Source organism: Leptolyngbya sp. CCNP1308 (assembly GCF_034932455.1).
Taxonomy (GTDB): Bacteria; Cyanobacteriota; Cyanobacteriia; order Phormidesmidales; family Phormidesmidaceae; genus Nodosilinea.
The window spans coordinates 196,182-218,057 of the sequence record NZ_JAYGIH010000074.1 but is presented as its reverse complement, the minus strand read 5'-3'; the positions used below and the strand labels follow the sequence as shown (position 1 = coordinate 218,057).

At 57.9% G+C, this 21,876-nt stretch carries 25 protein-coding genes; 15 read left to right on the top strand and 10 right to left on the bottom strand.

The features are described 5' to 3' along the window. Nucleotides 1-74: 74 nt before the first annotated feature. Together VB780_RS19525 and VB780_RS19520 are read right to left on the bottom strand one after the other, a co-directional pair. Nucleotides 75-3,386, bottom strand: a complete 3,312-nt coding sequence (locus tag VB780_RS19525) for a hypothetical protein (protein WP_323352850.1) — start codon at nucleotides 3,384-3,386, stop codon at nucleotides 75-77. Nucleotides 3,387-3,424: 38 nt separating this feature from the next. Next, nucleotides 3,425-4,237 (bottom strand): M15 family metallopeptidase, encoded by an 813-nt coding sequence (locus VB780_RS19520; RefSeq protein WP_323352849.1) that lies wholly within the window; start codon nucleotides 4,235-4,237, stop codon nucleotides 3,425-3,427. Nucleotides 4,238-4,269: 32 nt separating this feature from the next. Between VB780_RS19520 and VB780_RS19515 the strand changes: the two genes are divergently transcribed. The 3 genes from VB780_RS19515 (at nucleotide 4,270) to VB780_RS19505 (ending at nucleotide 6,627) form a co-directional block, all read left to right on the top strand. Then, the gene (locus VB780_RS19515; protein WP_323352848.1) at nucleotides 4,270-5,376 is read left to right on the top strand and encodes an AEC family transporter; all 1,107 of its coding nucleotides are present in this window, start codon (nucleotides 4,270-4,272) and stop codon (nucleotides 5,374-5,376) included. Nucleotides 5,377-5,381: 5 nt separating this feature from the next. Further along, nucleotides 5,382-5,957 (top strand): peptidoglycan-binding domain-containing protein, encoded by a 576-nt coding sequence (locus tag VB780_RS19510; RefSeq protein ID WP_323352847.1) that lies wholly within the window; start codon nucleotides 5,382-5,384, stop codon nucleotides 5,955-5,957. Between the two features lie 271 nt (nucleotides 5,958-6,228). Then, on the top strand, nucleotides 6,229-6,627 hold the full coding sequence (locus tag VB780_RS19505) for a CBS domain-containing protein (protein WP_323352846.1): 399 nt from the start codon (nucleotides 6,229-6,231) through the stop codon (nucleotides 6,625-6,627). 93 nt (nucleotides 6,628-6,720) lie between these two features. Here the strand turns inward: VB780_RS19505 and malQ are convergent, their stop codons facing one another. After that, the gene (malQ, locus tag VB780_RS19500; protein WP_323352845.1) at nucleotides 6,721-8,229 is read right to left on the bottom strand and encodes a 4-alpha-glucanotransferase; all 1,509 of its coding nucleotides are present in this window, start codon (nucleotides 8,227-8,229) and stop codon (nucleotides 6,721-6,723) included. 105 nt (nucleotides 8,230-8,334) lie between these two features. On the opposite strand from malQ, the gene VB780_RS19495 reads away from it, so the two are divergent. The 5 genes from VB780_RS19495 (at nucleotide 8,335) to VB780_RS19475 (ending at nucleotide 11,058) form a co-directional block, all read left to right on the top strand. Beyond that, nucleotides 8,335-8,772, top strand: a complete 438-nt coding sequence (locus VB780_RS19495; protein WP_323352844.1) for an NUDIX hydrolase — start codon at nucleotides 8,335-8,337, stop codon at nucleotides 8,770-8,772. Nucleotides 8,773-8,863: 91 nt separating this feature from the next. Further along, a complete protein-coding gene (locus VB780_RS19490) occupies nucleotides 8,864-9,253 on the top strand; it encodes a RidA family protein (RefSeq protein WP_416349250.1) in 390 nt (129 codons plus the stop codon). 75 nt (nucleotides 9,254-9,328) lie between these two features. Then, nucleotides 9,329-10,291: a glutathione synthase gene (gene gshB, locus VB780_RS19485; RefSeq protein WP_323352842.1), complete on the top strand. Its 963-nt coding sequence runs from the start codon at nucleotides 9,329-9,331 to the stop codon at nucleotides 10,289-10,291. Between the two features lie 9 nt (nucleotides 10,292-10,300). After that, nucleotides 10,301-10,657: a DUF6883 domain-containing protein gene (locus tag VB780_RS19480; protein ID WP_323352841.1), complete on the top strand. Its 357-nt coding sequence runs from the start codon at nucleotides 10,301-10,303 to the stop codon at nucleotides 10,655-10,657. Then, complete coding sequence (locus tag VB780_RS19475) at nucleotides 10,654-11,058, top strand: DUF2281 domain-containing protein (protein WP_323352840.1); 405 nt, start codon at nucleotides 10,654-10,656, stop codon at nucleotides 11,056-11,058. The genes VB780_RS19480 and VB780_RS19475 overlap by 4 nt, the downstream gene beginning before the upstream one ends. A gap of 17 nt (nucleotides 11,059-11,075) precedes the next feature. On the opposite strand, the gene msrA is transcribed toward VB780_RS19475, so the two are convergent. Beyond that, entirely contained in the window at nucleotides 11,076-11,531 is a 456-nt protein-coding gene (msrA, locus tag VB780_RS19470) for a peptide-methionine (S)-S-oxide reductase MsrA (protein WP_323352839.1), read from the bottom strand. 195 nt (nucleotides 11,532-11,726) lie between these two features. On the opposite strand from msrA, the gene VB780_RS19465 reads away from it, so the two are divergent. Both VB780_RS19465 and VB780_RS19460 read left to right on the top strand, forming a co-directional pair. After that, the gene (locus tag VB780_RS19465; RefSeq protein ID WP_323352838.1) at nucleotides 11,727-11,963 is read left to right on the top strand and encodes a DUF4160 domain-containing protein; all 237 of its coding nucleotides are present in this window, start codon (nucleotides 11,727-11,729) and stop codon (nucleotides 11,961-11,963) included. Beyond that, the gene (locus VB780_RS19460) at nucleotides 11,944-12,249 is read left to right on the top strand and encodes a DUF2442 domain-containing protein (RefSeq protein WP_323352837.1); all 306 of its coding nucleotides are present in this window, start codon (nucleotides 11,944-11,946) and stop codon (nucleotides 12,247-12,249) included. The genes VB780_RS19465 and VB780_RS19460 overlap by 20 nt, the downstream gene beginning before the upstream one ends. 155 nt (nucleotides 12,250-12,404) lie before the next feature. Here the strand turns inward: VB780_RS19460 and VB780_RS19455 are convergent, their stop codons facing one another. Beyond that, nucleotides 12,405-13,670 carry a hypothetical protein gene (locus VB780_RS19455; RefSeq protein WP_323352836.1) on the bottom strand — a complete coding sequence of 422 codons (1,266 nt, stop codon included), beginning with the start codon at nucleotides 13,668-13,670 and terminating at the stop codon, nucleotides 12,405-12,407. A 112-nt stretch (nucleotides 13,671-13,782) separates the two neighbouring features. Continuing rightward, nucleotides 13,783-14,022, bottom strand: a complete 240-nt coding sequence (locus VB780_RS31465; RefSeq protein ID WP_416349248.1) for a helix-turn-helix transcriptional regulator — start codon at nucleotides 14,020-14,022, stop codon at nucleotides 13,783-13,785. Nucleotides 14,023-14,204: 182 nt separating this feature from the next. On the opposite strand from VB780_RS31465, the gene VB780_RS19450 reads away from it, so the two are divergent. Continuing rightward, the gene (locus VB780_RS19450) at nucleotides 14,205-14,453 is read left to right on the top strand and encodes a hypothetical protein (protein ID WP_323352835.1); all 249 of its coding nucleotides are present in this window, start codon (nucleotides 14,205-14,207) and stop codon (nucleotides 14,451-14,453) included. A 42-nt stretch (nucleotides 14,454-14,495) separates the two neighbouring features. Here VB780_RS19450 and VB780_RS19445 read toward each other — a convergent pair whose 3' ends face one another. Next, nucleotides 14,496-16,097, bottom strand: a complete 1,602-nt coding sequence (locus VB780_RS19445; RefSeq protein ID WP_323352834.1) for an NAD(P)/FAD-dependent oxidoreductase — start codon at nucleotides 16,095-16,097, stop codon at nucleotides 14,496-14,498. Between the two features lie 166 nt (nucleotides 16,098-16,263). Between VB780_RS19445 and VB780_RS19440 the strand changes: the two genes are divergently transcribed. Next, a complete protein-coding gene (locus VB780_RS19440; RefSeq protein WP_323352833.1) occupies nucleotides 16,264-16,767 on the top strand; it encodes a hypothetical protein in 504 nt (167 codons plus the stop codon). 38 nt (nucleotides 16,768-16,805) lie between these two features. On the opposite strand, the gene VB780_RS19435 is transcribed toward VB780_RS19440, so the two are convergent. Beyond that, nucleotides 16,806-17,810, bottom strand: coding sequence for a chemotaxis protein CheB (locus VB780_RS19435; RefSeq protein WP_323352832.1), 1,005 nt, complete (start codon nucleotides 17,808-17,810; stop codon nucleotides 16,806-16,808). 252 nt (nucleotides 17,811-18,062) lie between these two features. On the opposite strand from VB780_RS19435, the gene VB780_RS19430 reads away from it, so the two are divergent. Next, nucleotides 18,063-19,322 (top strand): sodium:proton antiporter, encoded by a 1,260-nt coding sequence (locus VB780_RS19430; RefSeq protein WP_323352831.1) that lies wholly within the window; start codon nucleotides 18,063-18,065, stop codon nucleotides 19,320-19,322. Between the two features lie 16 nt (nucleotides 19,323-19,338). Here the strand turns inward: VB780_RS19430 and VB780_RS19425 are convergent, their stop codons facing one another. Next, nucleotides 19,339-19,476 carry a hypothetical protein gene (locus VB780_RS19425; RefSeq protein ID WP_323352830.1) on the bottom strand — a complete coding sequence of 46 codons (138 nt, stop codon included), beginning with the start codon at nucleotides 19,474-19,476 and terminating at the stop codon, nucleotides 19,339-19,341. A 328-nt stretch (nucleotides 19,477-19,804) separates the two neighbouring features. On the opposite strand from VB780_RS19425, the gene VB780_RS19420 reads away from it, so the two are divergent. Together VB780_RS19420 and VB780_RS19415 are read left to right on the top strand one after the other, a co-directional pair. After that, the gene (locus VB780_RS19420) at nucleotides 19,805-20,314 is read left to right on the top strand and encodes a 3'-5' exonuclease (protein ID WP_323352829.1); all 510 of its coding nucleotides are present in this window, start codon (nucleotides 19,805-19,807) and stop codon (nucleotides 20,312-20,314) included. Continuing rightward, nucleotides 20,298-20,747 (top strand): YaiI/YqxD family protein, encoded by a 450-nt coding sequence (locus VB780_RS19415; RefSeq protein WP_323352828.1) that lies wholly within the window; start codon nucleotides 20,298-20,300, stop codon nucleotides 20,745-20,747. Before VB780_RS19420 ends, VB780_RS19415 begins: the two co-directional genes overlap by 17 nt. A gap of 85 nt (nucleotides 20,748-20,832) precedes the next feature. Here VB780_RS19415 and VB780_RS19410 read toward each other — a convergent pair whose 3' ends face one another. Continuing rightward, the gene (locus tag VB780_RS19410; protein ID WP_323352827.1) at nucleotides 20,833-21,573 is read right to left on the bottom strand and encodes a DUF2993 domain-containing protein; all 741 of its coding nucleotides are present in this window, start codon (nucleotides 21,571-21,573) and stop codon (nucleotides 20,833-20,835) included. Nucleotides 21,574-21,876 lie beyond the last annotated feature (303 nt).

Genomic DNA, 21,876 nt, shown 5'->3' with positions numbered 1-21,876 from the left:
TCCCAGCGGTTGAATGGCTTAAGCGGTAGTCGCTTTGCTCTATGGTAGCGAGGATGGGGAGCCGGGGCTAGGCCTCAAAAAATGCCCGCCTCCAGCCGTTTGGCCGTTTGCAGGCTGTCTTGCAGGCGATCGCGCCCCGCCTCAGAGTGCTCAATGGGCACGCTCTCCAGCAGCGCCGGGAAGAACAGCGCCGTCCAGCCCTCCGGCAGGGGGCAGCGAGTGCTACCTCGCCGCAGCATCACCCGCTGGGCCTCGGCATCCCAAATAAAGGCCGTGGCTGATCCCAGGGCGATCGCCGCCACGTAGGGTTCGCTCGGGCAGCTAGCCGCATCGGCCCCATTGAGAGCTGGGGCGCGATAGCCAGGGCGAGCCACGGGCTGAAAACCCACCCGATGGTCGTGGGCCTGAATGCCCAGCCGGGTCGCCTCTATCTGGATGCCCTCGACCCCCACTACAAACAACAGGTCGCGGCGAAACTGAGCGCTGGGGAAACCGACGCTTTGAAGCGCCGGGGGGAGATTGGGCCGCTCCACCCCGGCAGCCAGCAGCGCTCCGGTGAGCAAAATGCGCTGAAACCCCGCTGCGTCCCACTCGGTAATCAGGCCGCTGGCCAGGGCTTCGTGGTAGAGCCGCACCATGGCTCGAATGCGGGGGGCATCGGCCACATCGACGGCGACCAGTTCCTGCACATTCAGGGTTTCCTGTCCGTAGGCTCGTAGAGCCGCCTCGGTACCGCCGTAGACCGAAATATCGGGGGCTTCCCTGAGGTACATAGCCAGGCTGCGCCGAAAGGCGCGGTAGCGCGGGTCAGCCGGGTCGGCGGGGGCAAAGGCCTGGTCGAGCAGGCGCGCCAGGTGGGCCTGAAACCCCACCGCCTGCTTGAGGGTGGCGCTGACGCCGATATCCTGGTCGGTGGTGACTAGGGCCGCGTAGAATTTCTCATGCAGGGCGGCTCCCTGCTGGGCCAGCTGCCGGTAGGTGCTGAGGTCGGCGGCGATCGCCCCCAGTTCGGCTCCTAACAGCGGCTCGTTTTGGGCCAAGATTTGCCAAAAGCGGGGGCTAAAAGCGTGGTCTTTGAGCAGGGCAAACACAATGCGATCGCCCCCAGATCCCTGGTTCACCCCAGCGAGCATCTCCAGCAGCAGCAGACGGCTGTTTTGGTAGGCCTGCTCTAGGCTATAGCCCGCCTTCTCCTGACGAGAAACCATCACCGACAGCGTGTTGTCGCCCGTGAGACGGGCCGCCCCGCCGGGGAACAGGTGCTTGCCCATGCCCACCTGCGCCCAGTCGCGATCGCTAAACCGCAGCAGCGCAAACCCCAGCGTGGCTCGGTGCTCGGTCGCCAGATCCTGCATTCTGCCGGTGATGCTCGTTCTCAGGGCGTGCTTGTCGAACTCGTTTTGCTCAATGGCGGCGGCCAGCGATCGCAGCGACTCGGGATAAAGCCCCTCGCCCTCAAACCGCATCATTCCCAGGGCGAGGGCGATCGCCCCCTCCTCGGCCCCAAAGGTGACGTTGGGAATCTTCGACATCAGCTCGGGGGTGCTCGACAGCCGCCGACTCTCTAGGGAGGTGGAGGCATCGAGCTGCTTGAGCACCGCTAGGCGGGCCAGCTGCCCGGTTTGCCCCGGCTCAGCCAGCAGCGGGCGGGTGAGCAACTGCTGCATCGAGAGCAACTGCTCACCCGCCCAAAACGAGCCCACGGTGCCCGCCCCCGTGGTAATCGGTCGAGCATCGGGGTGGCGTAATAGCGGGTCGTGCAGGGTGCGCAAAGAATGGTCGAGCATCCACAGCGATTCGCCGGGGTCGAGCCCCGCCGCCCGGCTCGACTCAACGTAGACCGGCACAAAATACTCTAAAAAGAAGCGATCGGTATTGAACCGACTGCCCTGGCGGTAGGTCAGCAGCCTGCCCTTAGCCAGATCAGCGGCGATCGCCGTGACGTAGGGGTTGGTCTGCAAAAACCAAAAAAACTTGCGATCGAGGGCCGGACGCAGACGGCTGTTCAATCCCCCGCTGGCCCGCTGGTAGGCCGCCTCCGACAGGGGTGGCACCACGGTGCCATCGCTGAGGGTAAACCAGGCCCCGTTGCCCCTAAACGCGTAGGTCGCCCCCTCAATCGGCCCAATCCAGTCGCGGGGGGGAAGCGTCTGGGCCTGCATCCCCAGCGCCGCTACGACCAGACCCAAGCCCAGCGGCAGTTGGCCCGGCGGCGTCAGCGCTGGGTCGGGCTGTACCGCCACAACGGGCTCTTGTAATGACCCGGTGAGCCGCGCCTGCCACTGCCAGGGCTGGGGGGCGAGGGGCAGGCGATCGCCCACCACTGCCCGCAAATCCTCAGCGGCGACTGGCGGCACCTGGGCACTCAGGTCGTAGCCCGTTTTCAGGTCCAGACTGCCCGCCGCCGTCAGCGTCATGGCACCCACATTGAGCTGGGTGTCGGATAGGGTCACCCGCTGCCCCTCAATCTCCAGCAGGCTTTGCAGGTTTTGAATCGGGGCTAAGCGCTGGCCCATCGCCCCCTGCCCGTTCTGAACTACCGCTGTTCCTCGCAGGTCAAAGGCTTTTAGGGGCGGCACCACGGCATTGGGTAGGGGAGTGGTCAGCCTCAGATCGCTGTTGAGTACGCCAGCCTGGATAGTGACCGCTGGCGGCAGCGCCAGATTGAGGCTAGCCAGGGGCAGGTTTTGGGTCTGAAGGCTGGCCTGGAGCGATCGCCGTCCCAGATCGACCGTGCCGCTAGTCTGCCAGTGCCCCTCTTCGAGTAGCCCCTCCAGCGCAAACAAAACCTGACGGGATGGCTGCTCCTGGGGCAGACGCACGGCAGCCTGTACACCGTGCACCGTAATCCCTGGCTGGAGGGTAGCGTGCCCAGCCCCAGCGCTGGGGGCATACAGGGTAAACCTGCCGTCTTCGACCCAAAGACCCTCTAGGGTGTCAGAAAGGGGAGCAGAGGCGATCGCTGTCCCCGAGCCGTTTTCCTCAAGGAAGCCTAGCCCGGCCCCCGGCTCGGGCATCACCACCGATAAATTGGGCTGCACCAGGGTCACCGTCACCCGTAGCTGGCCTCGGTGCAGCAGCTCCGGCCAGTCCAGCAAAACCACAACGGCGTCGATTTCCCCCGCTATCCCCTCGGTTTGAGTTCGAGGGATAACGGTTTTGCCCAGCACGATGCCCCACTGGGCCACCCCACGCACCCCCCCCAGCTGAATCGGCTGCTGTAGAGCAGTAGAAAGCCTCTGTTCTACCTGGGCATGCAGGGCTTTAAGCAGCAGGCCGCTGCCCAATACAACCCCAGCCAACGCCCAGGGCATTGCCCCCCTTGCCGCCAGTTTGAGCCCCGCTATCAGCCTGGGGCCAGAATAATTTTGACGGGCAAGAGCCATGTATCCAATGCCGGGCAGGACTGCTCAGAAAGCTTGGCCTATTCGCTGTAGAAGGTTTCTAGACTAGTGCGATCGCCCACAAACCGCCAGTGCCAGGGCTCAAAGGCCACCCCCTGAAAGTTGTCGGGCGGGAAGGACAGTTCATAGCCGTAGCGCACGGCGTTAGTTTCCATCCACTGGTAGGCTCGGGTCTCGGCAAAGTCGGTGTTGAGGTTAGTACCCGCCTGGTTGCCATCGCCAATGTCGATGGCGTAGCCGGTGTGGTGCTCGCTGTAGCCCGGCGGAGCGCTGACCTCAGCGCGGGTTTCAGCATCTTGGCCGCGATCGGCCTTGAGGCTAAAGAAAATCGTTTCCTGCTCTGCCTGGGAACGAAAGCCCGACAGCGGCACCAGGCTCACCCCTTCCCGGGCGGCGGCCTGGGCCATCGCCTCATACTGACTGGCCGCAGCGGTATGCAGACGAATCGCGCCATTGGCGCTCAGCGCGACCAGCGCTTCGGCCGGGGCTTCGTCGTAGGCGCGATGGTTGAGCAGAGTGCGGCTAGAGGGGGCCAGCTGCACGGCTACGTCGCGATTTTCTTCCTCGGGCGAGGCCGCGCCACTGGTGTCTGCCCCGCCGGCACTGGTGGCGGAGCGGTTGATCATCGTTTCGAAGGGCTGCCCGAACTCGGCCGCAGAAAACCCGTTGGTCTGGTACCAGGCCAACAGCCCCCCGGTCGCCAGAGCCAGCAAAGCCAAACCCAGAATGCGCCGCAGCAGACGAGTGCGCCGCAGCCAGGAGGGCTGATCTTGCCCCGCGGGGGAGAGGGGGATGTCGCGGGCCGCTTGGGGAATATCGTCGAGGGGAGTCATGGTCATTCGCTTCCGGCAAAGCTCTACCCATTATGGCCCTTGACGGCAATGCGGTCACAACTTCTCGGCTGGAGTGGCGATGGCTATACCCAACTCCGGCCTCGCCTGTCACAATCGCAGTGCAGGGTTATGGGAGGGCTGCTGTTTTGCCACCGCTTGAGGTATTGATGCGTCTGTACGGGCCAATTGGGGCGGGCATCTGCGCGGGCGTTGGCCTGGGGGCGTTGCTGTACCGCTTTACCCCCCACCGAGCGTCATCCCAAGGGCTATATCAGCAGGTGCCCCTGCGCCTGGGTCGGTTTTTGTTTTGGCTGGGCATTCCCCTCAGCATTGTGGGATTTATGCGCCGCGCCGACCTGTCGGGCAACCTGTACTTAGCTCCGGTGGTGGCCTGGGCCGCTATTTTGCTGGGGCTGCTGTGCAGCCGCCTGTGGATTCGCGCCGACCAAGAGCCGTGGGCAAGGCCTACTCAGGGCAGTTTTTCTCTGGCGGCGATGCTGGGCAACACCGGCTACATTGGCTACCCCGTAGTGCTGCTGCTGCCCCAGCTCGGGGTAAGCGTCTTTGGCTGGGCGCTGTTCTACGATGCCCTGGGCACGCTGCTGGGCTCCTATGGGCTGGGGGCAATCTTGGCCGCAGAAATGGGGGGCCAAGATCGCAACCCGTCTCTGCCCTGGCAGCGGCAATGGTCAACCAGGCTACGGGCCGTAGTGCAAAATCCGATTATTCTGGCCTTTGGGCTGGGGCTGGGGCTGAAGGCGATCGCCCTACCGGCCTGGCTCGACCTGGGCCTCTACCAGTTTGCCTGGGCTATTGTGGTGCTGTCGCTGGTGCTGATGGGGCTGCGCATTCAGCAGCTCAGCTCGTGGCAACACCTGAACCGGGCCGCCATAGCCGTGGTGATTAAGATGCTGGTGCTGCCCCTGGCCGTGGGGTTGGGCCTCACCGCTCTGGGGGTAGACGGCCCGCCCCGGCTGGTGATGATTTTGCAGGCGGGCATGCCCTGCGCCTTTTCTAACCTGGTGCTGGCCGAGGCCTACGACCTCGATCGCGATCTGTCGGTCACCTGCGTGGGGCTGAGTTCGGCCAGTTTGCTGTTGACCTTGCCCCTGTGGCTGTGGGCATTTTCTGGGGAGTGACACCAATGACCACCCGATGGACTGCAACCCTGCACCAGGGCAGTTGGCTACTGCTGGCCGGGCTACTGGCCCTGGGCGGCCTCACCCTCGTTCCCTGCGCCGGGCTGGGCCAGACCGCTCCGTCGGCCCAGGGCGAAACTCCTCTCCTGCAAGTGGGAGACAGCGGCTCGTCAGTCAGTCAGCTCCAGACAGATTTGGCAAATTTAGGGCTTTTCGCTGGGGCGGTCGATGGCTACTACGGCCCCGATACAGCGGCGGCGGTGCGATCGCTGCAAACCCAGCAAAACTTAGCTGTCGATGGCATCGCTGGCCCCCAAACCTGGCTTGCCCTAGAGACCGCCCGCCGCGCCGCCACCCTGCCGCCGCCGCTGCTCACTGCACAGCAGTTCACCTTTACCCCCTTGGTGGTGGCCCAGCCAGCACCACCCCCCCCGGCCATTTGGCTAGCCCTGATGCCGCTGGTTCCCATCACTGGCGGGGCGCTCACCTGTCTGCACCGCCGACAGCAGCGCCGAGAGCGGGTGCTACGGCGGCGGCGGCAGCGGCAGCAGCACCCCGTAGCGCCTAAGCCAAAACTCTAGCGATCGGTAACTGCCTGTACCCGCTAACCCCAGGCAAATCTAAAGAAAAGCTACAGATACACCCCGTGATCCCGGCCCTAGAGGTCACCATAGTAAGGACTGCTGCCAACCGATTCGCAGCGCTGAGGGAAAATCCCCAGCCGCCAGATTTTTGATCTTTCAGGCCGGACTTGTGCGCCGGGTGTGGGTTCAGACGACGGCCTGCCCGTGGCGCGTGGCTTCTGTAATGCGCGGTTGTAGCCCTTACCCTTACTGTTTCCTGGAGAGTCCTATGCTGACTGTGGCCGACATCATGACCCCTAACGCCACCACCATTGCTAGCGGAGCCACCGTGGCCGACGCCATCGATCTCATGCAGCAGCAGCAGATTCGGGCACTGCTGGTCGAGCATCGCTCCCAGGATATGCCATTTGGCATGGTGACCGAGCGCGATATTGTCTACACGGTAGTGGCCCGAGGCCACAATCCTGAAGCGGTGCTGGTGCAAGACATCATGCGCCAACCCTGCATTTCTCTCGCCCCTGACCTCACCATTCAAGAGGCCTCCCAGGTGCTGTCGGATACCGGCGTACAGCGCGCCCCCGTGGTTCAAGATGGGCAATTGCTGGGGGTGATTTCGGTGACGGATATTCTCATGCGGGGCATGCCGACGCCGGTCTTGAGTCGTTAATGAAATGAGGAAGATGAGGAGATAGAGACTGCCTGGACAGACCTTTTGCTCTCCTCACCTACCCCACCTACCTCACTTTACTTACGCCTAGCGCTAATCCATCGAGGCCGTACGGTTGGAGAGTTCGGTGAGCGATCGCAGGCGATCGCTCATCTCGCCCGTCAGCGCATTGGCCTCGTAGCGCCAGCCCCAGTTGCCATCCGACTGACCTGGGGTATTCATGCGGCAGTCGCTGCCGTAGCCCAGCACATCTTGCAGCGGGATAATCGCCTGGTTGGCGACCGACAGCAGCGCCAGGCGAATCAGCGACCAGTTAATGCCCTCGGGACTGATGCAGCCGAGGTAATGCTGGAGGCGATCGCGCTCGTGGTCGGGCCTTTTTTCAAACCAGCCGAGGGTGGTGTCGTTGTCGTGGGTGCCGGTGTAGACCACGCTGTTGGCCGCGTAGTTGAAGGGCAGATAGGGGTTATCGCTGCCGCCGCCGAAGGCAAAGTGCAGAATTTTCATGCCCGGAAACTCAAACTCGTCTCGCAGCGCCTCGACTTCGGGAGTAATCATCCCCAGATCCTCCGCCATGATGGGCAGCGTGCCGAATTTTTCGCGCACGGCCTCAAACAGTTCCTTGCCCGGGGCCTCAATCCATTTGCCGTTGATGGCGGTGGTTTCGCCCGCGGGTACGCCCCAGTAAGCCTGCAACCCTCGGAAGTGGTCAACCCGAATAATATCGACATAGCCCAGCAGCGCCTTGACGCGCTGAATCCACCAGTTAAAGCCGCGCTCTTGCAGCACATCCCAGTTGTAGGTAGGGTTGCCCCAGAGCTGCCCGGTTTCGCTGAAATAGTCGGGCGGTACCCCTGCCATCAGCGCCGGAGCCAGGGTTGCTTCATCGAGCATAAAGTTGTCGGGGTAGGCCCACACATCTACGCTGTCGTGGGCCACGTAGATGGGGATATCGCCAATGATTTGAATCTGGCGATCGCGGGCGTACTGCCGCAGCGCCTGCCACTGGCGGTAAAACTCAAACTGCAAAAACTTGTGGCAAAAAATATCGCTGGCCAGCTTCTCGCGCCACTCCGCTAAGGCCTCTGGCTCGCGCCGGGCGATCGCACTGGGCCAATCCGTCCAGCCTGCCCCGCCGTGGGCATTTTTGAGCGCCATAAAAAAGGCAAACTCATCGACCCAAAAGTGACAATCCTCGCTGAACTGAGCCAGGGCAGCCCGGTCTTCTTCAGACGCCACATCGTCAAACCGGCTGGCCGCCCGTTCCAGCAGCCGCATTTTGATCGGCATCACCTCGTTAAAGTTGACCTGGTGGGGTGAAAAGTGCTCCAGATCGTGCAGTTCGTCGGGGTAGAGTAAAGAACGTTCGCACAACTTTTCTAAGCTAATCAGCAGCGGGTTGCCCGCCATCGCCGAATAGCAGAGGTAGGGCGAATTGCCGTGCCCCGTCGGCCCCAGGGGCAGCACCTGCCAGAGCTGCTGACGGGTGTCGGCCAAAAAATCTACAAATCGGTAGGCTTCTGGCCCCAGGTCGCCAATACCAAAGCGACTGGGCAGCGACGTAGGATGCAGCAAAATGCCGCTGGCTCTGGGAAAGGGCATAGTTAGCTCAGCTAAAATTCCCGTTGACTCTAACATGGCCTACGGGGGCGAGTCGGCTTCCCTAAGAGTTATTTTTGTTCCAGAAAATTTCCTGTAAAGTCTCCCATGACCACCTATCGCAATCCCGCCCCTACCGTCGATATTGTTATTGAACTGCTGCACCACCCCCATCGCCCCATCGTGCTGATCGAGCGCCACCACGAGCCCCTGGGCTGGGCGCTGCCCGGCGGCTTTGTTGACTACGGCGAAAGTGTCGAAACCGCCGCCCGCCGCGAAGCCCAAGAAGAAACCGGCCTCGCCATCACCCTAATTGAGCAGCTCGCCACCTACTCTGACCCCGCCCGCGACCCCCGCAAACACACCATCAGTATTGTGTTTCTGGCCACGGCGATCGCCGACCCGGTAGCAGGCGACGACGCCAAAACCGCCGCCATCGTTAACCCCTGGGAGGTGCCGCAAAATCTCTGCTTTGATCACGATCGCATTTTGCGCGACTATTGGCAGTACCGGTTTTACGGCCAGCGGCCCCGGTTTGGCAGCTGATTCAGTTCAAAATGCAAAATTCAAAGTTCAAAATGAGGGACTAATTTTGAACTTTGAATTCTTCACCCACCTATTCATCCACTTCTCCCCTATGCAGCGCACCATCATCAACACCCCCACCGCCCCTGCCCCCGTCGGCCCCTACAACCAGGCTGTAGCCGTCAGCGGGCAAATGCTCTTTGTCTCGGGCCAAATTGCCCTCGACCCAACTACCGGCAAACTGGTGGGCGAGGGAGATGTGGTGGCCCAGACCGAGCAGGTGATCGCTAACCTAGAGGCCATTCTGACCGCTGCTGGGGCCAGCTTTGACAATGTGGTAAAGACTTCGGTGTTTCTCAAAGATATGAGCGACTTCGCCGCCGTCAATGAAATCTATGCCAAGTATTTTGGCGGTGACTACGCCCCGGCCCGTGCCTGTGTCGAGGTATCGCGCCTGCCCAAAGATGTTGACGTAGAGATTGATTGCATTGCGGTGCTGTAGCTCTACTCAGCAATACCTCATGCTTAACCGGGGCGTGGGATGCTAGAACTCTACTTGGAGTATTGAGCATCGCCTGTGAAAGTTGCCTTTATCATCGACCCGATCAACCGCCTCGACCCCGGCCACGACACCAGCGTTGCCCTTATGGAAGCGGCCCAGTTGCGCGGCCACGAGGTGTGGATTACAGCGGCCAACGCCCTTAGCGTGGTAGCGGGCAAAGCTCTGGCGCTGATGCAGCCGGTAAAGCTCACCCCCGTAGACCTGGTGGATGGCCTTTGGGCGGCGGCTACCCCCTGGTTTGAGGTGGGCGCAGCGGTGCAGCTGCCGATGGAAGAGATGGATGCGGTGTTTATGCGCACTGACCCGCCCGTGACGGTGCCCTACCTCTATGCCACCTATATTCTCGACTACATCGACCCGGCCAAAACCCGTGTGATTAACTCGCCCAAGGGGCTGCGGGCGGCCAACGAGAAGATGTACGCTCTGCAATTTACCGAGGCGATTCCTGAAACCATTGTCACTCAGAGTAAGGCGGTGATTCGTGAAACCGTGGAGCGCTGGGGCTCGGCGGTGCTCAAGCCCCTGGGCGGCAAGGCTGGGGAGGGGATTTTGTTTTTGCAGGCGGGCGATCGCAACCTCAACTCTATGGTCGAAATCAGCACCCAGCAGGGCAAGGAGCCGGTGATGGTGCAGACCTACCTGCCCGCCGCTAAAGACGGCGATAAGCGAATTATTATGCTCAACGGCGAGCCCATCGGCGCGGTCAACCGCATCCCCACGGGCAGTGAGTTTCGCGGCAACATGGCGGTGGGGGGCCGGGTGGCTCAGGTAGACATCACGGAACGCGAACTCGACATCTGCCGCCAGCTCGCCCCCACCCTAATCCGCGACGGCCTCTACTTTGTGGGCATTGATGTCATTGGTGGCTACCTCACCGAGGTCAATGTCACCAGCCCTACCGGCATTCGCGAAATCGATCGCCTCAACGATGTGCGCCTGGGCGACCAGGTGATTGCCTGGGTCGAGGAGAGACGATAGGCCACGAGCATGGTCAGCTCAGATACATCACCAGAAGGCTTTGAATTTCCGTTAGAAAAGGCCGAGTATCTCTTTAGTGCGACAGCCAAGCCTGGCTTAGGTGGCGACAAACAGAGATTTTGGACTGTTGTGATGGGTTTTCGCTCACCAGCGGCGATTCGTACCGCAGTATTGTTGGCAGTAACCTTGGACGCATTGGTTTACCAAAGCCAAAATGAATATGGCAGAATTTATCGAGCGTACCTATTGCTTACTGGCCCTGCTGGTCTGTCCCGACGAGTGCGTACTATCTGGATTGTTGAGTTTGATACGAGGATAGCTCGGTTTGTAACGGCGGTGCCCGATCGCGGCGGAGGCTTGCCATGAGTCAATTTCAGCTTTTTGATAGCGTCCAGACCGTAGACTCGGTGCCTTTGGCTGAGGGTGGAGTTGCCCCAGAAGGTACAACGGGCGCAATTGTCGAAGTTTTTAATGAGGGCGAAGCGTTCTTAATTGAGCTATTTGGCCAATGGGTTAAGTACGACAATGAAGGCGATTTTGTCCCGTCTACTCAAGATGACCCCAATGCTTTTATGGAAACGCTTGGGGTTGAGAGGGTCTATCCTCACCAAATAACGTTGTTAGCGGCAGCGCGGGATGTGATGGGCGATCGCAGTTCTCTGCGGGTTTTGGCCGATGAGCTATCGGATGACCTGGTGGCCGAGGTGCTGGATTTTGCAGAGTTTTTGAAACAGCGACGACAACGGCAACTGCCGGCTGACGCTTAGGCGAACTGTCCCTTCGGCTAGCCAAAGTATCGCTGGTGTTCTTCTGAGGCGAGCCAGTAGGCGCTGGCGGGTTCGATTGGGGTGACGATGGGTTTGGGGTAGCGGCCTGAGTCTTGCAGTTTGGCTTTGGCCTGGCGGGCGGCTTTGCCCTGCTCTGGGGTGTGGTAGAAAATCACCGAGCGGTACTGCTCGCCGCGATCGCCCCCCTGGCGGTTGAGGCTGGTGGGGTCGTGGATGCGCCAAAAGGTGTCGAGCAGCGCGTCGTAGGAAATCTCGGCGGGGTTGAACTGCACCTGGCAGACTTCGGCGTGGCCGGTGATGCGCGATAGCACATCCAGGTAGCAGGGGTTTTCGAAGTGGCCGCCCATGTAGCCAACGGAGGTGTCGATCACGCCGTCGAGTTTGCGAAAGGCAGCTTCTACACCCCAGAAGCATCCGGCCCCAAAGGTAGCGAGTTCAGCAGTTGCAGTCATCGGTTTAGAATCTTTAGGAAAACACCCTGTCTTATTGTAGGGAGAAGTTACAGTCCTCTGGACAATTGCGGCGGGCAAGCGATCGCAGGCTATTATTAGCCCCAAAGCTAGCTATGGCATAGGTTGTAGGTCTTAGGGCATTGGCAGCGATCGCGGCATACAATTAAAGGGTCTCAGGCGTATTGCAAACTATCAATGCCTACCTTGCTTCGCGTTGGCCCCTATCGGTTTTTCTGCTATGCGGGCGATCGAGACGAGCCACCCCATGTACATATTGAACGCGATAGTAGCGAGGCTAAGTTTTGGCTGACTCCGGTAAGGCTCCAGTTCAATAAAGGATTTTCCTCGAATGAGATCAACCGCATCCAAAAGCTAACCGAGGAAAATCAGCAGCAGTTATTGGAGGCTTGGCATGACTTCTTCAATGGTTGAGATCCTTAATGTTCCTCAAATTCAAGGGGTTGCAGTTTCAGATGAGCTGCTGACGGTAGATCTGTCGGACGGGCGGGTGATTGCTGTGCCGCTGGCCTGGTACCCTCGGCTGTTGCATGGCACTCCAGTAGAACGAGAAAACTGGCGTCTGACTGGGAGCCAAGCAGGCATTCACTGGCCAGAGTTGGATGAAGATATTAGCCTGAAGAATATTTTGCTAGGGCAACCTTCAGGGGAGAGTCAGACTTCGCTACAACAATGGTTGAATAGTCGAGCTTCTGTATAATGAAAAGTCTGCTATCTCAGCTCTTAAGTTTCAAACTGAACTAGGTTAGTCAGCAGCCTGTACCAGCTAAGAACTTTTTTGATGTACGAGTTCATTTACTAAAGGAAACGCAGCAGCAAAGATGTTGCGATGGTCATTGTCGCACGAAATTCATCCTACCGACTATTTTGATTTTTATTCAACGTATTAGCTGCTTCCTCTAAAGCATGATTAATTTCTCCTAAAACGATGGAAGAACTCTCTTTTCTCCACCATTCCACTCGCTTCACGAAATCTTCCGTTCCAGACTGCGTGGCTTTAGAAATCTCTAGCTGATCAAAATACGACACTAGAACTAAATTTCTTATCTTTTCATACTCTGTGCAATTTTCTTCAGTTTTAATGCACCATCTCGCAAACTCCTTCCTATATTTTCTTGCCTCTTCAAAAGATCGCCTAAGCAAAAACATGCTGCCTGACAGAAATAGAAAAAATTTCAACAAAGAAGACCACGGCATTAAAATGAGGAGTGATCCTACAATAAACAAATAGATTGATGCTTTGTCGTTAGGTTGAAAGGGTATGTCGTATTTAAATTTTGCAGCCTCAGGAAGTGATAGCACTCTCTCGTCGGGCTTTTGCGATACCACTACCGATAATGGCGGCGGTGGCATAATAGAGTCAATCCATTTTCTGGCTTCAGCTATTTTCTCAGTTACTAAACTTTTAGCTTCTTCTATAGCTACTTCACGATCTCTATCAATATTTTTATACTTTTCAGCTATTTCATTTCTTTTTTCTATTAGAACTTTTCGAGCTAAACCTAGCTTCCTCGATAAATCTGAGGCTTCTAACTTTTCTTTGGCAATCTTCTTTTCTTGATATTTAATGTATCCTTCTCTTTTCTCTAAAGCCTCTCTTTTTAACTTCAAATCTAAACTTTGTAAATTCAGCTCGTCTGCCAATGAATGTAAAGCCCTTTCATCAGAAGTGAAATTCTCCTCTCTTTCTGAAAGGCTTTTTTGCTTTTGCCTTAGCTGAGAAATTGATTTTAGAGTCTTGTCTCTGACAACCTGTAAATCATTCTCTGCTAACAACTTCAGGAATTCGGCATCAATGTGCTCAAAATAGTCTGTGATTTCATTGGCTTGATTGAATTGAGTAGGTAGAAAAGCTTGTTCGTAAGTCTCATCGTCTCTAGACAATATGGCTATAATTCCAATGTACGGTTTTTCAAGGCAGTAAATTATCCTGTATCTGCCCGAGCGCATTCTATAAATTTTATGGTTTTGATGTACAAGCTGTCGCTTTGAATGTCCATCTGGGAAAGGATCTTTAGATAGTAAACTGATTTTCTCTAGTATTTGACATCGCTCTTTCTCGGAAAAGCGAGTTAATTTTCCAAGAAGAACTGCATCTAAGACCGTAAAACAATTATTCATTTTTATCGCTCGACTCAGAGATGCTTACATACTTTTTCCCTTCTGCAATTCTTCAAGGCTATATCTGATAATCCGGAATATTTTCCTGAATCACCCTTTTTGGAAAAAACAATTAGCTACTTGGCCCAAACTCATCCGGCAATTCTTCGATCGCAACCCCTAACTCCCTACACAGCGCCTTCACCTGCGGAATCGTTGGCCTTGGCGTAGCCTCCCCAGTTTCCCAGCGCACATAGGTTCGCAGCGGTATCCCACAGCGGCGAGACAACTCTTCTTGCGTCAACCCGAGGCGATCTCTCAATTGCTTTAGGGCTGACTCTGGCCTTGGCTCTTTTAGGCTACTTTCTGGCATGTCGAGACATTTCGCCACGACAACAAACCATCTTGACTAAGACAAGATGACATGTCACGATGGCATATAAGTTTTGCGTCCGATTCGTTAGCTCAGTTTCCCATCTCGCGCAGGGTTTCGCACCCTTCGTGCGGGTTCTTGCGGCAAAAGATCCCTTTCATTACCTTTATTTATCGATCGCCATGTCAGAATTCATCCCCAACAGCGAAATCTATAGCCAGCCGCCCTCTGGAGATCCACCTAGTGTAGAGCCAGCCGACCCGCGCGAACCCGTGCGCGTCATGCTCATCGGCACCGCCACCGGCATGGAGCTAGTCATCGCCCATCTCCACAGCATCGGCTTTGCCGAACCCCGCGCCTGGAGCAAACCCCAGCTCGACCCCACCACCGGCCAACCCATGCGCATCCTCACCAAATGGATTCGCCGCTGATTCTCCATAAAACAAAGGAGAACCAGCCGCTGCTCTTGCCGATCATCCCTTGATCAGACCCAGGGCCACGGCCTCCGCCACCCGAATGCCGTCAATCCCGGCAGAGAGAATGCCCCCTGCATAGCCGGCCCCTTCGCCAGCGGGGTATAGCCCAGCGGTGTTGAGGCTTTGCAACTGCTCATTGCGCTTGATGCGAATGGGCGATGAGGTGCGGGTTTCAACCCCGGTGAGCACGGCATCATCCATAGCAAAGCCGTGAATTTTGCGATCGAAGGCGGGGATGGCTTCGCGGATGGCGGCGATCGCATACTCCGGCAAACTCTCGCTCAAATCCCCCAGCTTCACCCCTGGCTTGTAGGAGGGCTGCACTGCACCAAACGCCGTCGAGGGACGGTTAGCCAAAAAATCCCCCACTAGCTGCCCAGGCGCTTCGTAGGTGCCGCCGCCCAGCTCAAAGGCAAATTCCTCCAGCCGCCGCTGGAGTTCAATGCCCGCCAGCGGCCCCTCGGGATAGTCGTCTGGGGTAATGCCCACGACGATCGCGCTGTTAGCGTTCGACTCATCGCGGGCGTACTCGCTCATGCCGTTGGTCACCAGGCGGCCCGGCTCCGACGCTGCCGCCACCACCTTGCCGCCAGGGCACATGCAAAAACTGTAGACCGATCGCCCATTTTCGCAGTGGTGCACCAGCTTGTAGTCGGCGGAGCCCAGGCGGGGGTGCCCGGCCTGCTCCCCCAACCGGCACTGGTCAATTAATGACTGGGGATGCTCAATGCGAAAGCCGATAGAAAAAGGCTTGGCCTCAATGTAAACACCGCGATCGTGGAGCATATGAAAGGTGTCGCGGGCACTGTGGCCCACGGCCAGCACCACATGCTCGCTAGCCAAATAGTCTCCATTGTCGAGGCGCACGCCGCGCACCTGGCCCTGGTCGATGTCAAGATCCACCACGCGGGTCTGAAAGCGAATTTCGCCACCCAAAGACTCAATCATGGCGCGCATGTTCTGCACGATTTTGACCAGGCGATAAGTGCCGATGTGGGGCTTATTGATATAGAGAATCTCGGGGGAAGCCCCAGCGTTCACCAGCTCGGTCAGCACCTTGCGACCGTAGTGCTGAGGGTCGCTCACCTGGCTGTAGAGCTTGCCATCCGAGAACGTGCCCGCACCGCCTTCACCAAACTGGGCGTTTGACTCCGGGTTAAGGGTCTTTTTGAGCCAAAAGCCAAAGGTGTCAACGCTGCGATCGCGCACCGACTTGCCCCGCTCCAGAATAATGGGCCGAAACCCCATCTGGGCCAGCATCAGCCCCGCAAACATGCCGCACGGCCCCATGCCAATCACAATCGGGCGGTTCTGAAACCCCTCGGGAGCCTGGGCCACCGGGCGATAGGTCATGTCGGGCGTCACCGCTACCGTGGCGTCTTTCTTAAACCGCTTGAGCAGAGCCTTTTCCTTGGGCGTCTCCACATCGACGATGTAGACCAGGGTGATGCTGCCCTTTTTGCGGGCGTCGTAGCTGCGTTTGAAGATAGTGAAGCCGGTCAGATCCGCCGCCGCTAGGTGCAGCTTTTTTAGAATCGCCTCCTCAAGGGCGGCTTCGGGGTGGTCGAGGGGCAGTTTAATTTGGCTGAGGCGTAGCATACAGAGTGGCGGGGCGAGGCCCCAGCGAAGCGCAGAGATCAATCATGCCACATTGGCTCAGGGGCAGGGCAGGGTGGCCGGTCGGGAATGCGCGGCCCAAACGCTGTAGGGGTAGGTAAAGAAGACCACTTTGAGACTGCGTTGTACTTGTAGAGGAGAGATGGCGATGAAACCAAAGTTTTGCTGGGCGCTACTGACCAGTCTGCCCCTGAGCCTGGCGAGCGGCTTGGGCGCTGCGGCCTTGGCCAACACCATCGACCTGAGCGTGCTGCCCCTGCTCAGCGGCCCCCAGGCCCGCTGCCCTGAGGGGCTGATTGCCCACGAAACACCCCGCCCCTACGCTGAGGGCGGCTTTTCGACCGATGGCATGGTCAAACTGCGCGACATCGCTACCAACATTCGACTGTCTCAGTCAGATCAGTTTAGCGCCACCTGGGTGGGCACCCTCAAGCCCGAATACCGCAATTGCCAGGCCTCGGGCGGCATGGTCAGCGTCGATGGTGAAGCCCATGAGGGCAACTCCTACATTCGCCTTCAGCTAGCCAACGGCCAGGTCAAGGCCATTCTCGACATGACGGGGATGCGCGACCCCAACGGGTTTACCACCGTGATCATCTTCAAGGGTCTGCGGGATGGCAATCCGCGCTGGACCTGGGGTGGCAGCGATTAGCCCCCTGCCCTTGGGAGTTGAACTTACAAGACTTGGGACTATCCCTTTGCTACTTCGTCGTGATTGTCTTTGTGGGTAGCTTTTAGCATGGCGCGAATGCGATCGATGTGAATTTGAGAGTCTTGCACCCGCTGGGAGACAGATGACGACGAACTGCCGTGACTCTGGCCCATGGTGGCAATCAAGTTCTGGCGCTCCTCAAACATTCGCAAGGCAACCCACAGCGTTTCTTCGATCTTGGCGGTTTGCTGGGCCAGCAGCACCGCCGAGGTAAAAGCATGACCCGTATGACAGCGGTACCTCAAGAAATCGCCTTCGATTTGCCACAGCACCCCGCCGCAGTCGGGGCAGTTGAAGGGCACCTGCTCGCCGATCGCCTTGACCGCAGGCAAATCACTCAAAACACGCTGGGCAATTTCTGCCTCAATCACAATGTCCTTTGGCGGCTGCTTGCGTCTGGGTAGTTTTCTCCGCACCAGATCCGACAGCAGCATGCCCATTTCGGCGACGGGCAGGCAGTAATCGGCACCCACGTTGGCTATGACCGACTGGGGCATGTCTGGGTAGGCTGCATCCAGCGGATCTTGGACGATGCAGACGCCGCCGCATTGTTTGATGGCCATCATGCCGCTGGTGCCATCATCCAGGTATCCGGTCAGAATGATGCCGATGACGCGATTGCCGTAGGCCACCGCTGCGGAGCGAAACAGGGGATCGATGGCCGGTCGGTAGCGGTTTTCGCGGGCACCCTTGGTGACTAGAATTTTGCCTTCCACAAGCAACATATGTTGATCCGGGGGGGCCAGATAGATGTGGCCGCTTTGGAAGGGCTGCTCGTCATGGGCCTGTTCGCAGGTGAGCCCGCCACTCTCATTGAAGACCTTGGCCAGCACGTCTCCATTGTTGTCTGCACCCATGTGGTTGACGATGAAGATGGCCGCCGGAAAATCTTTTGGAAACTGCGCGCTCAGGTTTGCGGTGGCCTGCATACCTCCGGCAGACGCGCCAACCACAATAATCATGGGAGGTTGGGTCTTAGTCATTGTCACCTCATGGCCTATAGGTTTAGCGCATCCTCTGTGCTATGGCTGTAGCCAGTTTGTTCAGACATTTCCCCTCTAAACGTCTGAACGTTCAAACGTTGGAACGTTTTCTGAATGCCTAACCCAGGTGACTATAGCTATAACCAACTTAAATGGCTCAAGCCCAAGTCAGGGAAAGATCTACCGCAGGTTGCACTTCGCCTCCGAAGCTAGCTCCTAGAGTGAAGGAGCGATTTATGTTTTGGCCTACCCGTGGATATCTACATTCTCGATCTGCTGGTGATTGGCCTACTGCTGCTTGCCGTGACCCTCGGGTCGGGCTGGATTGGCCGACTGCCCTTCTCCTACGCACTGATCTATTTGATCGTGGGGATTATTCTGAGCCCCTACGGGTTAAATCTGGTGCGGGCGCGCCCCGACACGGCTTTTTTAGAACGGCTAACTGAGTTCGTCGTCCTAATTTCTCTGTTTAGCTGCGGCCTGAAGATGAATCGCCCGCTCAAGGCCTGGGCGTGGAATTCGACAATTCGGCTGATTGGCTTTTTGATGCCAATTTCAATCTTTGCGATCGCCGCCCTGGGCCACTTCTTTCTCAAGCTAGAGTGGGGCGCGGGCATTTTGCTCGGGGCCATTTTGGCCCCCACCGATCCGGTTTTAGCCTCGGAAGTGCAGCTCGATGACCCCCAAGATCGCGACGAATTGCGGTTTGGGCTCACCTCCGAGGGCGGCCTCAACGATTCCCTGGCCTTTCCCTTTGTCTACTTTGGGCTGCACTGGCTCGAAAACAACAATTGGGAAAGCTGGTTTAGCCGATGGGTGGCGGTGGATTTGCTGTGGGCGATCGCCGCTGGTCTGCTTGTGGGCATCGGTGTAGCCAAGGGGGTTTGCTGGCTAGAGCACCATCTCGCCCGAAAGCAGGATGTCGATGAGCTAATGGAAGATTTTGTTGGCCTCAGCACCATCTTGCTCAGCTATTCGCTGGCTGAAATTGTGCACGGCTACGGCTTTTTGGCGGTGTTTGTCGCTGGCGTGGTGATGTTTAGCCAATGCCTGACTATCGAGCGATCGGCCTCCCGCCTCATGTTTATGGAGCGGCTCGAAAAACTGGCTGAGATCGGCACGATCTTGCTGCTGGGGTCGCTGCTGCGCCTTGAGCCCATGCTGAAGTTTGCGGTGCCGGGGCTCCTGATCGCGGTTTCGCTAATCTTTCTAGTGCGCCCCCTGGGTGCTTGGGTAAGCACGATTGGAGCGCCCGTGCATCCGGCCACGCGGTGGTTGTTTGGCTGGTTTGGCATTCGGGGGGTGGGCTCGCTGTACTACCTCACCTACAGCCTGGGTCACGGCTTGCAGGGCGAAATCGGCGAGCTGATTGCCTGGGTGACTATTATTACAGTCACCCTTTCGGTGACGCTGCACGGCATTAGCTCGACCCCGCTCATGGGGTGGTATAAGCATCACATTGGCGGCCACAATGCCCTAGAGAAAGAGCTGCCCAGTCCCGCTCCCGATTGATTAATGGCGCAGGGGGCTACGGCAGTTTTTGCAGGTCTTGCTGAAGCTGTTTGGCCTGTTGCTCTACGGTTTCGGCGGCTTGGTTGGCTTTTTCAATGTTCTCAGTAGGCAGAGCGGTTTCCCCTTCTACCGCTGGCTTGGTTTGGTGAAACATGAGGGCTCCCACGATGCCAAGCCCAACTAGTAACCCGACTAAAGAGAGTCCGCGCATGATGTTCAAGCATCCTTAAAAGGCTGTTGCTGTCGCTAGGCTCAATACTCTTAAGGTACCCAACGCGTTTCAGGATTGCGGCAGAGCTTTAGCCGACGCCTACCTACTGCCCACAACCAGTGAAGTCTGGGGCAGGACAGTTTAAAATGCCAAGGGTTAAGGCCTATGGCCATTTTCCCCACTTTTCGTTCTTCTATTTTCGTTCTTTTGCTACAGGCGTGGGGTTGTTGTTCTGCGATCGCTTTGCCGCCCCTGCCTGTAGAATTTTGCCATGAAGACCTTTGTTGCCCTCGATTTTGAAACCGCCGATCGCTACCGAGATAGCGCCTGCGCCATTGGCCTGGTGCGAGTCGAGCAGGGCCAGGTGGTAGATAAGGTTCACTACCTGATTCGCCCCCCGCGACGGCTGTTTGAGTTCACCCACATCCACGGCATTACCTGGCGGCAGGTAGCGAATGAGCCCGACTTTGCCGAGCTATGGCCCGACATTGCGGCAATGCTGGCGGGGGCCGACTTTTTTGTGGCCCATAATGCCCCCTTCGATCGCAGCGTGCTCTACGCCTGCTGCAAGGCCTACGGCATTTTGCCCCCGGTGGCGGAGTTTGTCTGCACGGTGAAGCTGGCCCGCCAGGCGTGGAACATTCGCCCCACCAAGCTGCCCAACGTGTGCGACTACCTGGGCATTCCCCTCAACCACCACGATGCCCTGTCGGACGCCGAGGCCTGCGCGCAGATTGCCATAGCCTCAGCGCTGAGGAGCACCTATGCAGATCTGGGTTGATGCCGACGCCTGCCCCAGGGTGATTAAAGAGATTCTGTTTCGGGCCGCCAAACGGGTCGAGCTGAAGACCACCCTGGTCGCCAACCAGGAGCTACAGATTCCGGGGTCGCCCTACATTGAGGCGGTGCAGGTGCGATCGGGCCTAGATATTGCCGACAACTACATTGTGCAGCACCTAGAGGCGGGGGATTTGGTGATTACGGCAGACATTCCCTTAGCGGCGGAGGCGATCGCCAAGGGAGCCTACGCCCTCAACCCCCGGGGACAGTTCTACGATGCGGGCAATATTCGAGAGCGTCTGTCGATGCGAAATTTTTTAGATGAGCTGCGCAGCGGCGGGGTCGAAACCGGTGGGCCACCCCCCTTTAGCCAGCGAGACACGGGCCTGTTTGCCAACCAGCTCGATCGCTTTTTGACCAAGCACAGGGGTTAGGGGATTTTGCAAAGGGGACGGGTGCCTGGGTTTAACCCCCATTCCTGGCCATTGGCAAAGGCACCCGTCCCCTCCCGCACGATCCCTAACTGCCGGGGAACGACTCTACATAGGCCTGCACCTGCAAGGCGATTTTTCTCGGTTGCACATCCAGGCTTTGCAGTTGCAGGGTCATGCCGCTGAGGGTGAAATTGTGCAGATCGAGCAGGTCTTTGGCGGCGGCTAGCAGGCCCTCGGTTAGGGCTGCCGACGTATTCTCTGACTCGATTTGAATGTTGTTTAGCACGATTTCATGCCCCTGCGGCCCCATGGCTGGCACGGCGCGAAAGGCGACCTGGTGGCGATCGCCGGTCTCGTCTAAGATTACGCTGGCGGCGATCGCCACCAGACCATCCCCCGGCAGCGAGAAGGTAATGTGCTCGGCGCTAACCTGCACCGGGCGACCATTCAGGGTAACGGCCAGCGATTGCAGTTTTTGGCGAATGTAGTCAGAATTGCAGGCCCGCTCAATATCGGCCTCGGTTAGCTCTACCGCAGCGGTGGCATTGGTAGGGCGGGTGAGTTCAATTTGGCCCAGAGCGGCCTTTAGCGGGTCAATAGCCAGCCCGTCCGTTTTTACCGTGAGCTGCTCGGTGCGCAGGTCGTTCTTAATCACCAGCCCCCGTCCCTGAATGTCTGCCGACTCTAGCTCTCCCTGCATCAGCGCGACCGGGTTGGTGCGAATCTCGGCATTTAAGTCCTCTGCGGCATCTAGCTGGGTCGATAGCCCCATCTCAAACGCTTTGCTTAGGGCCTGTTCTCCCAAATCTGAATCGCCTTTAGTCATTGTGAATTAGCCTTCTGTAGGGTTGAAGGCACAGTCTAGACGGCACTCAAGCGTAAACGCTCTGTCGAGATAGGGGTCTTGTCGGCAGCAATAGTCTGCCTAGGGAGGATAAATCAGATCGGCTGTCTTCGCGGCCCCGACGGTATTGCCAGTGATGCTGAGTCAGCGAGACTTTCAGCGCTTTCAATGCAACTCATTGACCTATAAATCTCTAATTTCTGTGTTCTCAGCTACATTGTTGCAGTCGTGTCATCAAAGTATGACAAAATGCTTCCAGAGTATTTTTGCTTAACACTGCGCCAA